Source organism: Microcystis sp. M169S2, from assembly GCF_020245865.1.
In the GTDB taxonomy this organism is placed as follows: Bacteria; Cyanobacteriota; Cyanobacteriia; order Cyanobacteriales; family Microcystaceae; genus Microcystis; species Microcystis ichthyoblabe_A.
Window position 1 is genome coordinate 1 of record NZ_JADBUB010000055.1, and the last position, 12,944, is coordinate 12,944.

The following is a 12,944-nucleotide window of genomic DNA, read 5'->3' on the forward strand; positions in this document are numbered from 1 at the left end:
CAAGGTTCCAACTACCATTAACAACAGTAGATATCTGGCTCGCCCCAGTTCATTTTCTAACACTTTCTGGTATAATTCACTTATCATTTTCGTTATTTAGGTCATATTTACTATATATGACCTATCTTTTTTTGGAGTCGATATCTGTATTCCATGCTACATAAGCTTTTCAGCTTGCTTGTCCCCCTGTCAGGGGGCAGGGGGGATCCCCCCGCCTATCGGCACCCCCCTTATCAAGGGGGGCAGGGGGGATCAGAGGCAAAATCTATCTTCAATTGAATTATAACTACTTACTTATTATCGATAGCTAATGAGAGTAAACTGCAAAAAAACTCTGCACCCATCCGCAAAAGCAACAGAAAGAGTGCAAAAATTAAGACAGGAATATTGGGATAAAAGTCTAGATGTGGATAATGAATTTTTGATGGGTCTGATTTCCTCCTAGGCTTTAGGTCTTAAATAAACTAGAGACTGTTGCCAAATTAAAGTGGGTTTATCGTAGTGATCAACTAGGTATAGACAGTTAGCATCTTGCCAAAGGATGCGACCAACGAGCAAATCATCGGTGCTTAACTTAATTTCTACTTCCCGTTTCTCTTGAATATAGCTCTGTACTTGTTTAATACTAGGCAGACCGGGATCAAATTGAGACATAATGAGTTTATCGACGAGGTGTTCATCCTCTATTATTCCTGTTGAGCAGCTTTTATTGACCATGAAAATCCCCTTTACCAAATATCAAGGCCTGGGCAATGATTTTATTTTGATAGATAACCGTCACAGTCCCGAACCCCTGATCACAGCGGAAATGGCCGTGGCTATGTGCGATCGACATTTTGGCATCGGCGCTGATGGCGTGATTTTTGCGCTTCCTGGCCAAGCAGCAACCGACTACACCATGAGAATTTTCAACTCCGATGGTTCAGAACCGGAGATGTGTGGTAACGGTATTCGCTGTCTAGCCCAATTTATCGCCCGTTTAGAGGCTAACAACACCATTGGCCGCACCTATCGCATTCATACTCTAGCAGGAACGATAATTCCCCGTTTAGAAGCTAATGAACAGGTAACGGTCGATATGGGGCCGCCGCAACTCCTCGGCAGTGAAATCCCCACCACTTTGGTCAAGGGGTCAGAAAAAGTCCTCGCTGTTCCCCTAGAGGTGGAGGGCAAAGATTGGTTAGTTACTTGCGTTAGTATGGGTAATCCCCACTGTGTCACTTTTGTGGATGATCTGGCTTCTATTCCCCTAGAAACTATCGGGCCGAAATTTGAGCATCACCCGGTTTTTCCCCAGCGGACTAATGTGGAGTTCGCGGAGGTAATCGCGCCAGATTATATGAAGATGCGTGTCTGGGAAAGAGGAGCGGGAATTACTCTCGCTTGTGGGACTGGTGCTTGTGCGGTGGTGGTGGCGGCCCTGTTGGCGGGCAAATGCGATCGCCGTTGTACCGTGGAACTGCCCGGTGGTTGTCTTCAGATTCACTGGTCTCAAACCGATAACCGGGTTTACATGACAGGTCCTGCTAAAGCTGTTTTTGAGGGCATTTACCCCATCTAAACCACCCCGTCTGGACGGGGACTGAACTCCCCGAACAACGCAACGGGATTGTTAATTCTTAGAGACTGGTAATCCAAGCAATAATTCCTTTACCGGTTAACAATTCAATGGCTAAAAGAGAGACAAAGCCAATCATGGCTAGTCTGCCATTCAATTTTTCAGCTTTTTTGGTAAAACCGAGACTGCTAGAACTATCAACGTACATTTTCGGTTCCACAGCAAAATTATTCAGTCTTCCTTGTTCTTCGGTGGTGTAGCCGCGGGCAGTCATGGGGAGGCTCCTTTTGTATGCTTATGTTAAGAAGTGTAACACATTGTTAAGTTATGTTGCAAGTTTTAACAAAAAATTTCTGGAGACTCAGAAAACCTCGATGAGGTGGTCACTCAACGGCAAGGCTCTAGGCTGTCAGGGTAGTGCTATAGTTCTATCTCCCTTGGGTTTATTGAGGAAATTTTGCCTTTTCCTTGACAAATTACTCAAGTTGTGCTAATAAAGAGGTGTAAACTTGATCGCCCGATCAAAGGAAAGACAAAAACTATCTTAAGGCCGCCAGAGGAGTGCCGTTAAACCGCGTAGGGGTTAGCGGGGGATAAATTGCCACCAAAAGCGAACCCGACGTTAGGGAGTTAACTAACCTTGAGCGAAGATACTAGAAAGAGTAAGTGTGGGGAGAATAGGTAAAAACCGCTAGGAAAAACCCCGAATAAAATCTTAAGATGCGGAGTGCCTAGTAGCCATAACGATTGCGCTCACTATTTTTGTAAATTCCATGGCAGAGATTAGCCCAGAGATCAACCTGATGCAGATAGCGACTATACTCAACCAATATCGATTTGAAATGAGAGGATACAAAGCGCAGGAATTAATCGAGCGCTGGTTGCCCATCTATTCGCTCAATTGGATTCGCATGGCGATTTTAGAGGCACTCTATCAGGGACGTTACAAAGTCATTTCGGTGGAGGAAATTCTCAAAATTTGGCACCGTCGCGGCCATCCTACCTTTCATTTTACGGGGGAATTCGAGCGCTTGGTTTGTAAAAACTTGCCAGATTCCCAGTTAAATGGCAAAAAAACAGCAGTTATCCCTAAACAGGAAAAGGTCAATATACTTTCTGCCACCCTTGAGCGGCCTTATCCAGAGCCACAAGCGGGAAAAACCGATAATAATGGCACAGTAGCCATAGGTAAAGATTCTTTATTCAACTTAGAAACTTCTCTTTTTGATGATCCTCGCAAAGGGATGAGTGATGTGGAGGAGTTATTCTCGCAGTTAACCCCAGAAACGCCCAAATTCCCTGAATTAGAATCATTGCCTAAATCGCCTAACGGTCATGGAACTAGGGAGAATTTTTCGGCTAATTTTAAGCTGGTAATCGATGAGTTTATCCCTTTGTTAGACCCTTCGGAATTATATCCCAAATTAAAAGCTGTGGCTCGATCGCAGTATAAGTAGGGTTGACTGAAAAAGTTTTTCCTAGGTGTGGGGTGTGGGGTGTGGGGTGTGGGGTGGTGGGGTACTGACACCAATTAATTCCCCGCCCTCAAGAAAAAAAAATCGCCTTGACGATTAGAATAGAGTTAACTTTTCCCCTCAAGGCTCTGCTCAATTAACTAGATTATGACATCCTCCTATTTTGGTCTAGAAACCGAAGAAAATAAACTAATTAACTCTAATAATCTCTCGTTCGCCGCTTCTCTTGGTATTCACGGCCTAATTTTAGCGATTATCTTACCTAATTTCCTCAATAATCCAGCGCAGGAGCCAAAAAAGGAATTACGCAACGTCAATCTGATTGAATTGAATCCTCTAGAGCAGTCACGTCTTCCCAGTCTTGACTCCTCCCTGTCCAGCTTACCCGGACTGCCTAACCTCAATTCGTCTTCTTCCTCTTTGCCTCCTCTCCCCCCCATGGATGGCATCCATAACAGCACCTTACCTCCTTTACCCTCGGTTTCTTCCCTTCCCCCTTTACCTTCCTTACCTCCTTTACCCCCCATCAATATCTCTTCTTCTGCCTCGGCATCTATCTTCCCTTCGGGTAGATTACCGATTCCTCGCAATTTTCCCACTTCTACCCCCAATTTACCCGATCCTCCTGCTGTTACCACCGGGCAGGGCAATGATAATCTACCTAGGGAGACTAATAACCAGCAGCTCCAGCCTTACTTTGATCCCTACCGAGATAATCTAACTCCAGATGAATTGCGAAATTCGCCCCTTAGTGCATCGCAACAGGCGCAGGAACAATTAAACAATTCCTTGGCCCGCACTTCGGAGCCGAATGGTCAATCTCCCCTCGATGAACAGCGTCGTCAACAATTAATGTGGGAAATGCGGGAACGTTTGCGCTCCCTGGAGGCGGACAAAAGCAATACCAGTAACGAGGAGGCCAGGAGAAATCTGGTGGATTGGCTGGCCAGAGTCCGAAAAACTAATCCTAACGCCGCAAATGAACTAAATCGGCCCAATCAGGGTAGCGGAGGCATAACTACCGTCAATTTGACCGGTAATTATCCCGCTACGGCTTGTTCCCGTCAATTAGCGGGGACGGCGGTTTATGGGGTGACGGTGGATGGTCAAGGCCGCCTCAGCAGTGAACCCCAGTTAATTAAAAGTGCCGGCTTCCCGATTTTCAATCAACAGGGGGATAGGGAAGTGCGCTTAACTCGCTTTAATAATCCCAGTGGTGAGTCGAGAATCTATCGGGTGCAAGTCAGTTTTGCCCCTAACCCGGAAGTGTGCCGAGGTGCGATCGCTAATCCCCCAAAACCGGAGGGTAGTAACCTCAATACCCGTAACTCCCCCCCCGTAACGCCGGCAACTGAAACCCCGCTTCGTCCCAATCAAACCCCGCAACCCGCCGTTAGTCCCCAACCGGATAACGTCAAGCCCCCCGCAACCACAGGGCCAAATCCAGTCCCAACCCAGCCAGAAACGCCCAAAGAAGCGATAATCGAGCAAAAAGCCCCAGAAACTCCTCCCCAAACCCCCGCTCTTAATCAGCCGGAGGTTTCCCCCGCCGGTCCCCCCACTAGCCAAAATCCTCAACCCCTGAGCGAGGAAGCTTTGCCCCCGGGTCCGCCGGCGGAAGCTAAAACTGAACCAGAAAGTTAGGCCTTTTCAGTTATCAGTTATCAGTTATCAGTTATCAGATGTGAGTTTTAAGTTCACTGATCACTGAAAAAAACTCTCATCTCCCTAGTCAATGATTCGATCCCCCCTGCCCCCCTTGATAAGGGGGTGCCGATCCCCCCTTAGTCCCCCCTTGATAAGGGGGCATCTGATAATTTTTAACGGCTACCTACTTATTTTTACTTCAATGATTTCCACTTCCCAGATACCCGATTCTTTTGTCTCACCTTGCCGTCGCGCCTCCGTTAGTCGTACTACCAAAGAAACCGATGTACAGGTGACGATCGATCTTGATGGTAGCGGCAATTGTCGCGCCCAGACAGGAATTCCTTTTCTTGATCATATGTTGCAGCAAATCGCCTCCCACGCCGCAATCGATCTCGATGTGCTTGCCACCGGAGATCTAGAAATTGATGACCATCACACCAATGAAGACGTGGGAATCACCCTCGGACAAGCTTTACTGCAAGCTTTGGGGGACAAAAAAGGGATCGTCCGTTTCGGGCATTTTGTCGCCCCTCTCGATGAAGCTTTAGTGCAAGTTGCCCTCGATTTTTCCGGTCGTCCCCACCTCAGTTATGGTCTAGAAATTCCCACCCAAAGAGTGGGAACCTACGATACTCAGCTAGTGCGGGAATTTTTCGTTGCTTTGGTCAATCACAGTCAAATGACCCTACATATTCGCCAATTAGACGGGATTAATTCCCATCATATTATTGAGGCTACTTTTAAAGCTTTTGCCCGGGCGATGAGTGGGGCCATAGCGATCGATCCCCGTCGCGCCGGTATAATTCCCAGTTCTAAGGGAGTTTTATAGAAGCACTGCTTAACCCGAATTAACGTTAGCTTAGAAGCCCATAATTTGAGCCACTTGGGTTAATTCGGGAGCAATCCCAGATTTTAGTTGATTATTGCTGTGTTTTACCGCCGAATCCGGGTCTTTTAGGCCATTTCCGGTTAAAACACACACCACGGTGGCCCCATCGGGAACCTGTTGATGCACTTTTAATAATCCTGCCACAGAAGCGGCGCTGGCTGGTTCACAGAAAACCCCCTCTTGGCCCCCTAAAATCCGATAGGCTGCCAATATTTCCTCATCGCTGACTGCGTGAAATTGCCCTTGACTAGCGTGACTAGCAGCCCAGGCTTTTTCCCAGTTAGCGGGGTTGCCGATACGGATAGCCGTAGCTAGGGTTTCGGGATGGTCAACCGGTTGTTTGGAGATAAAAGGGGCAGCCCCGGCGGCCTGAAAACCCATCATCTTCGGCAGTCGGTCACATTTACCTATCTGGTGATACTGACAGAATCCCATCCAATAGGCGCTAATATTGCCCGCATTACCCACGGGAATACATAACCAGTCGGGGGCATTACCCAAGACATCGACAATCTCGAAAGCGGCGGTTTTTTGACCCTCTAAACGGTAGGGATTGACGGAATTGACTAAAGTTACGGGATAATTTTCTGATAGTTGGCGGACAATCTTGAGGGCATCATCGAAGTTGCCATTAATAGCGATGACTTCGGCCCCGTACAATAAAGCCTGGGCTAATTTTCCTAAGGCCACATAACCGTCGGGGATAATCACAAAGGCCCGCATCCCGGCTCTTCTTGCATAGGCAGCAGCCGCCGCCGAGGTGTTGCCGGTACTGGCACAAATCACCGCTTTTGCCCCTTCTTCCTTAGCTTTCGAGATGGCCATGGTCATGCCCCGGTCTTTAAAGCTGCCGGTGGGATTTAAACCATCATATTTGACAAAAACCTTGACATCGCGCCCGATTTGTGCTGAGAGATAAGGGGCGGGGATCAGGGGTGTATTGCCTTCTAGGAGGGTAATTACAGGGGTTTTACTGCTTACGGGCAGAAATTGGCGATATTCTTCGATCAAACCGCGCCAGCCGCCGATAGACAAGGATTTAGTGGGTGATTGGGGGATCGATCGAGAAATAATTGTCATAGCCTTAAGGATACAGATTTGATTAGATGGCCCGATTTCCTATTTTATCGAATAAGCAGTCCAAAAAATTAATCTCGATCGCCCGATTCAGATTCATGGGAGTTAAAACAGGGATGCAGGGAGATAAAAGACAATAACAGCAAATAAATGGGCTTTTAGGCAAAAAATTGTTATTTTATCGCTAAAAATCTGATTTTTTGCCCTTTTTGTCTTTCAGAGGTTGATTTAATTAGGATTTACTGAATAAATCTAAAAACCTTCTGAAAATCGGTAAAACCCCACACCAACCAACAAATTTTTTCAGTAAATCCTAATTAGTAGTAGTGCCAGATTAATTTCTTAGCTAGGATAGGCAAGAGGCAGCTGGAAAAAATTCTCCTGTCTCCTGTCACGGCTGCTGGCAGTAAATAATTTTCCACGCATCTGATGTTCAAACTCAAGCAACTATGTGTCAACTTCTAGGCATGAATTGTAATGTCCCCACGGATATCTGTTTTTCCTTCGAGGGATTTTGTGCGCGGGGAGGAAAAACCGACGAACATCGAGACGGTTGGGGAATTGCTTTTTTTGAGGGTTTAGGTTGTCGAACTTTTATTGATGTTAAACCCTCGATCGCTTCTCCGATTGCGGAATTAATTAAAAACTATCCCATCCATTCTACCAATGTTATCGCCCATATTCGCAAAGCCACCCAAGGAGAAATTAAACTAGAAAACTGTCATCCTTTTCGGCGGGAATTGTGGGGGAAATATTGGGTTTTTGCCCATAATGGTAATTTAGAAAATTTCTCACCGGCTGCGGGAGATTTTTATCAACCAGTTGGGGAGACGGATTCGGAAAAAGCTTTCTGTTTAATTCTTAATACCCTGCGAGAGACTTTTCCCCAGGGCAAACCTTCCCTACAACAACTCTATCAAGTCCTAAAAACTATCACAAACTCTATCGCTTGTCAAGGAATTTTTAATTATCTTTTATCCGATGGTGAACATTTTTTTGCCCATTGTTCGACAAAATTAAGCTATATAATCCGTCAATATCCTTTTGCCCATGCTCATTTAATTGATGAAGATGTGAGCGTTGATTTTCAAGCTTTAGCTCATCCCGGCGATCAAGTCGCAATTATTGCCACTACTCCCTTAACTGATAATGAAGTTTGGACAGCGATTAATTCAGGAGAATTATTAGTTTTTCAGGAGGGCGCAGCAATTTTAAGTTAATCTTACCAGTGGTCACTTTGTCGAGATTTTTCTAAATCAATTAACTGAGTTTTTAGCCCTAACCAATCTAATTGATTAGCAAGGCAATTTGATCCAATTTTTCCCGCTTCTATATAAATGACTCGCTCGGCAAATTCCTCTAAAAAATCCAGTTGATGATTGACCATAATTATCGTCATTGAACTTTGATTATTTAATACTTCTAATAACCTGCTGGCCGTGCCTGTATCTAGAGCGGAGGTGGGTTCATCTAATAACAGTATGCTCGGTTCTAACAGCAAAGCTCTGGTAATTGCTACTAATTGTCTTTGTCCTAAAGATAATTCTAACTCCCCGCGCTCAAACCACTGTTGAGGAATTTTTAATAGGGATGTCCAATGGTCAATTCTCTGATTAATTTCGGCAGGGGTAAGTTTTTTCAATTGCAAAGGATAAGCGAGAGCATCTCGAACAGTCATACCCAATAACTTCGACTCTTGTAGCAATAAAACTATCTGTTGTCGCAGGGAAATAACCGGTATTTCCCTAATCGATTTACCCTGAAAATAAATATTTCCCGTGCTGGGTTCCTGCAAACGATTTAACAATCGCAAAAGAGTCGTTTTTCCTGCCCCAGATGCTCCGACAATAGCTAACTTTTCTCCTTGCTTGATGCTAAAAGTAATATCTTCTAACAGATAAGCGCTGCCGCGTCGGATAGCTAAATTTACTTGCTCTAGTTCTAAAATCAAGATCGGTCTTTTCCTTACTTAGTTCAAATTTATTATATAATAAAAATAGCCCAATGAGTTCGGCAGGTATTCCCCATGGTTAGTCAAGTTAACAAAAACGAGATTATCTATCCTGAGAGCGACGGTAAACCGATGGCAGATAATACTAAACAATTTCACTGGATAGTAACGATTAAGCAGAATCTCGACTGGTTATATATCGATGATCCCCAGGTATTTGTAGCGGGGGATCTGTTGTGGTATCCCGTGGAAGGCCAGCCGAAAATTGCCGCCGCTCCTGATACGATGGTAGTATTTGGCAGACCGAAAGGCGATCGAGGTTCCTACAAACAATGGCAAGAAGATAATCTTGCTCCTCAAGTCGTCTTTGAGATTCTTTCTCCCAGTAATACCTCCATCGAAATGGCCAAAAAATTGCTATTTTATGATCGCTATGGAGTCCAAGAATACTACGTCTATGATCCCGATGATAATAGTCTAGAAGCTTGGCAGCGAATTGGTGACAGTTTAGACAGTGTTAGTGAGGTTAATAATTGGGTGAGTCCCCGTTTAGGCATTCGTTTTGCCTTAACCGACGAGTTAAAAATTTATCGTCCTGATGGTACTCAATTCTTGTCCTACAGCGAAATTAATCAACTACTGGAGCAGGAAAAGCAACGGGCTGAAAATGAACGCCAACGGGCTGAAAATGAACGCCAACGGGCTGAACAGGCCAATCAGCAGTTAGTAGAAATGGAGGCAAAACTGCAAAAATATCGTCAACTTTTTGGAGAATTACCTAACTAAAATCTTCACTAGCGACGGGAGTATAACGAAAAAAGAGGACTGGTTAGTCCTCTTAACAAGATTAGTTTTCGCTAAATGATAAACACAGAATGATTGCCGGGCCTAGTAGGCTAGACCCATGCTGCGGGTGGTTTCTGCTCCGAGATAAACCCGAATGCTTAAGAAATCCGTCGGACAAGCGGTTTCGCAACGTTTGCAACCAACACAATCTTCCGTGCGGGGGGAAGAGGCAATCTGGGCAGCTTTACAGCCATCCCAGGGGACCATTTCCAGCACGTCGAGGGGACAAGCCCGAACGCATTGGGTGCAACCGATACAGGTATCGTAAATTTTAACGCTATGAGACATTGAATTATGACTCCTTACCGAGTGTTCTCCATGTTAAATTTCGGGTTTATCGGTTAGTTTACCTTACAGCGATCTGTTCATCGCTTGATCGGTGACATAACTTTAAACTCTGTAACACTTGGGGCAAAATGGCGATCGCTAGTTGGGGATCGAGTAATCCTAAAATAGCCTTAAAGAATTGCTTGCCAAGGTTACGGGGGGAACCGAAAAAGGTAATCTGGATCGCAAGATAATTTATTTCGTTTGCCAGTATGACAGAAATAGCGATCGAATCGATCCTACAGGAAAATCGGCTGTTTCCCCCCAGTGCCGAATTTGCTCAGAATGCCACCATTAAAAGCTTTGAAGAATACCAGCAACTCTACGCCAAAGCCAAGGCCGATCCCCAGGCTTTTTGGGCCCAATTAGCCGAAAAAGAACTATATTGGTTTGAAAAATGGTCAGAGACTCTTGACTGGCAGCCCCCCTTTGCTAAATGGTTCGTCAACGGCAAGATTAATATTTGTTACAACTGTATTGACAGACATCTCACCACCTGGAGACGCAATAAAGCCGCCATCATCTGGGAAGGAGAACCGGGGGACAGCCGCACCATTACCTACGAACAGCTACACCGAGAAGTGTGTCAATTTGCCAACGCTTTAAAGGAATTAGGCGTTAAAAAAGGCGATGTGGTCGGAATTTATATGCCGATGATTCCCGAGGCGGCCATCGCCATGTTAGCCTGTGCCAGAATTGGCGCGCCCCACAGTGTAGTTTTTGGGGGATTTAGTGCCGATGCTTTGCGCGATCGTCTTAATGATGCGGCCGCTAAGGTGGTAATCACTGCCGATGGTGGTTTCCGCAAGGATAAAGTAGTTGCCCTCAAGGAACAGGTGGATCTGGCTCTAGCCGATAATAGCGCCCCCAGTGTGGAAAAAGTTCTCGTTGTCCAGCGCAGCAAGGAACCCATCAATATGGTTGCCGATCGCGATTACTGGTGGCATGATCTACAAAAACAGGTATCTGCTAACTGTCCGGCCGAACCCATGGATAGCGAAGATATGTTATTTATCCTCTATACCAGTGGTTCCACCGGCAAACCGAAAGGAGTCGTCCACACCACCGGCGGTTATAATCTCTACACCCATGTCACCTGCAAATGGATTTTTGACCTGAAAGACACCGATGTTTACTGGTGTACTGCCGATGTGGGTTGGATTACCGGCCATAGTTATATCGTTTACGGACCGCTTTCCAATGGTGCCACCACGGTAATGTATGAAGGGGTTCCCCGTCCCTCTAATTTAGGCTGTTTTTGGGATGTAATCGAGAAATATCGCGTTAATATCTTTTATACTGCCCCCACTGCTATCCGCGCTTTTATCAAAATGGGTGAAGATATCCCCAATAGCCGGGATTTATCCTCTTTGCGCTTACTGGGAACTGTGGGAGAACCGATTAACCCGGAAGCGTGGATGTGGTATCACCGAGTTATCGGTAAGGAAAAATGTCCGATTGTCGATACTTGGTGGCAAACGGAAACCGGGGGAATTATGATTACTCCCTTACCCGGGGCAATTGCCACCAAACCGGGGTCAGCAACCCTGCCTTTCCCCGGTATTATGGCCGAAGTGGTGGACTTAGACGGTAATCCCGCCCAAGCGAATGAGGGGGGTTATCTGGTGGTCAAACATCCCTGGCCCGGTATGATGCGAACAGTCTATAAAAATCCCGATCGCTTCCGTAATACCTACTGGGAACAGATTGCCCCCAAAGATGGCCAATATCTCTATTTTGCTGGGGATGGTAGTCGTCAGGACGAGGACGGTTATTTCTGGGTAATGGGGCGCGTTGATGACGTGATTAGCGTTTCTGGCCACCGTTTAGGGACAATGGAGATCGAATCAGCTTTAGTATCCCATCCTGCGGTAGCAGAGGCGGCTGTGGTGGGACGACCGGATGAAATTAAAGGGGAAGAAGTCTATGCTTTTGTGACTCTCGAGGGGCATTATGAAGCGAGTCCGGAGTTAGCGCAAGCATTAAAGGATCACGTTGTCAAGGAAATTGGCATTATTGCTCGACCGGGAGAAATCCGTTTTACCGATGTGCTGCCAAAAACGCGATCGGGTAAAATTATGCGTCGTCTCTTGCGAACTTTAGCATCAGGTCAAGAGATTTCTGGTGATACTTCTACTCTAGAAGATCGATCGGTTTTGGATAAATTGCGGCAAGGTGCCTAATTTAATTGCTGGTTTTTCCTAGTAGTTAGGGTGAGGAATAAGAGTTAATCTTATCTCACTCTAACGGGAGTGATCCTCGGTGAACATATTTGCTCAAGCAGCAAATCTATAGCTAATAATAAATCCTGTTGAAAAGGTATAGGGGAAGTGGGGAAGTGGGGAGAAACAATCCATAACTTGGGAGTTAATCACAGGATTAAAAACGGATTTAGTATAATAGTAAAGATAAGAGCGAATTGAAATTATAGGAGTTTAATCAATGACCACCACCACTACTACCGATAATGATTTAAAAAGACTAGAAGATTTAATCCTCAATGGACAGAAGATAATCGAACATCGATTCAACGAGATCGACAATCGACTCACTACCATGGACAATCGACTCACTACCATGGAAACTCGACTCACTACCATGGAAACTCGACTGATTGAGGTTGACAATCGATTGAAGGTGATCGAGAATGGACAAGCGGAAATAAAAGCTGATGTCAAAACTATTCAAAAAGATACTACCGATTTAAAGATTGAACTCACGGAAGTTAAAGGTGATATTAAAACTCTTGATAGTAAATTTGATGACATGAATAAACGCTTAGAGAAAGTCGAAGGAACCCAAAAAAATCAAATTTGGACATTGATAACTGTCCTAAGTGGTTCCTTACTAGCCGTGGGATTTAGAAGTTTTTTTATCAACAATAATCCCTAATCTCAGCAAGAGAATTGCTATATAACAGTTTTATGAGAAAGGCTGTTAATTAATTGTCGCTGTTCCTTGTTCCCTTCTCTTAGCATTAACTTGAATTTTGTCTGGCTACTTCAAATGACTGATAACTAATATTAATAATTAGGGTTTGCTGAATAAATCTAAAAACCTTGTTGGATAAGGCTTTTAGACTTTTTTTCCCTGAAAAAGTGCCTACCATTGGAGTGATTGGGGGGAAAATTTAGGGATTTTTTCCCTGAAAATTAGGTAATTGACCACCTG

13 protein-coding genes are annotated in these 12,944 nt (G+C 45.1%); 8 read left to right on the plus strand and 5 right to left on the minus strand.

The window, feature by feature from the left end; all coding sequences use genetic code 11:
- Positions 1–441: 441 nt before the first annotated feature.
- Positions 442–654 carry an Hfq-related RNA-binding protein gene (locus IM485_RS06175; RefSeq protein ID WP_002733331.1) on the minus strand — a complete coding sequence of 71 codons (213 nt, stop codon included), beginning with the start codon at positions 652–654 and terminating at the stop codon, positions 442–444.
- A 61-nt stretch (positions 655–715) separates the two neighbouring features.
- On the opposite strand from IM485_RS06175, the gene dapF reads away from it, so the two are divergent.
- Entirely contained in the window at positions 716–1,561 is an 846-nt protein-coding gene (dapF, locus tag IM485_RS06180; protein WP_287741972.1) for a diaminopimelate epimerase, read from the plus strand.
- 58 nt (positions 1,562–1,619) lie between these two features.
- Here dapF and IM485_RS06185 read toward each other — a convergent pair whose 3' ends face one another.
- Complete coding sequence (locus tag IM485_RS06185) at positions 1,620–1,832, minus strand: CAB/ELIP/HLIP family chlorophyll-binding protein (RefSeq protein ID WP_002732553.1); 213 nt, start codon at positions 1,830–1,832, stop codon at positions 1,620–1,622.
- A gap of 499 nt (positions 1,833–2,331) precedes the next feature.
- Here IM485_RS06185 and IM485_RS06190 point away from each other — a divergent pair, with 499 nt between their 5' ends.
- The 3 genes from IM485_RS06190 to hisB all read left to right on the plus strand — a co-directional run bounded on the left by IM485_RS06190 (position 2,332) and on the right by hisB (position 5,512).
- Positions 2,332–3,015: a hypothetical protein gene (locus IM485_RS06190; protein WP_287741974.1), complete on the plus strand. Its 684-nt coding sequence runs from the start codon at positions 2,332–2,334 to the stop codon at positions 3,013–3,015.
- Between the two features lie 165 nt (positions 3,016–3,180).
- Positions 3,181–4,677 (plus strand): energy transducer TonB, encoded by a 1,497-nt coding sequence (locus tag IM485_RS06195; RefSeq protein ID WP_287741976.1) that lies wholly within the window; start codon positions 3,181–3,183, stop codon positions 4,675–4,677.
- A 205-nt stretch (positions 4,678–4,882) separates the two neighbouring features.
- Positions 4,883–5,512 (plus strand): imidazoleglycerol-phosphate dehydratase HisB, encoded by a 630-nt coding sequence (gene hisB, locus IM485_RS06200; RefSeq protein ID WP_104397039.1) that lies wholly within the window; start codon positions 4,883–4,885, stop codon positions 5,510–5,512.
- A gap of 30 nt (positions 5,513–5,542) precedes the next feature.
- Here hisB and thrC read toward each other — a convergent pair whose 3' ends face one another.
- Complete coding sequence (thrC, locus tag IM485_RS06205) at positions 5,543–6,652, minus strand: threonine synthase (RefSeq protein WP_002777539.1); 1,110 nt, start codon at positions 6,650–6,652, stop codon at positions 5,543–5,545.
- Positions 6,653–7,098: 446 nt separating this feature from the next.
- On the opposite strand from thrC, the gene IM485_RS06210 reads away from it, so the two are divergent.
- Entirely contained in the window at positions 7,099–7,869 is a 771-nt protein-coding gene (locus IM485_RS06210) for a class II glutamine amidotransferase (protein ID WP_287741982.1), read from the plus strand.
- 2 nt (positions 7,870–7,871) lie between these two features.
- On the opposite strand, the gene IM485_RS06215 is transcribed toward IM485_RS06210, so the two are convergent.
- Positions 7,872–8,600, minus strand: a complete 729-nt coding sequence (locus tag IM485_RS06215) for an ABC transporter ATP-binding protein (protein WP_287741986.1) — start codon at positions 8,598–8,600, stop codon at positions 7,872–7,874.
- A 75-nt stretch (positions 8,601–8,675) separates the two neighbouring features.
- On the opposite strand from IM485_RS06215, the gene IM485_RS06220 reads away from it, so the two are divergent.
- Entirely contained in the window at positions 8,676–9,386 is a 711-nt protein-coding gene (locus IM485_RS06220; RefSeq protein WP_287741988.1) for a Uma2 family endonuclease, read from the plus strand.
- A gap of 102 nt (positions 9,387–9,488) precedes the next feature.
- Here the strand turns inward: IM485_RS06220 and psaC are convergent, their stop codons facing one another.
- Positions 9,489–9,734 carry a photosystem I iron-sulfur center protein PsaC gene (gene psaC / locus IM485_RS06225; protein WP_002764973.1) on the minus strand — a complete coding sequence of 82 codons (246 nt, stop codon included), beginning with the start codon at positions 9,732–9,734 and terminating at the stop codon, positions 9,489–9,491.
- Positions 9,735–9,985: 251 nt separating this feature from the next.
- On the opposite strand from psaC, the gene acs reads away from it, so the two are divergent.
- Positions 9,986–11,956, plus strand: coding sequence for an acetate--CoA ligase (acs, locus tag IM485_RS06230; protein ID WP_287741990.1), 1,971 nt, complete (start codon positions 9,986–9,988; stop codon positions 11,954–11,956).
- Positions 11,957–12,215: 259 nt separating this feature from the next.
- Positions 12,216–12,665, plus strand: a complete 450-nt coding sequence (locus tag IM485_RS06235) for a hypothetical protein (protein ID WP_104397043.1) — start codon at positions 12,216–12,218, stop codon at positions 12,663–12,665.
- Positions 12,666–12,944: the final 279 nt, after the last annotated feature.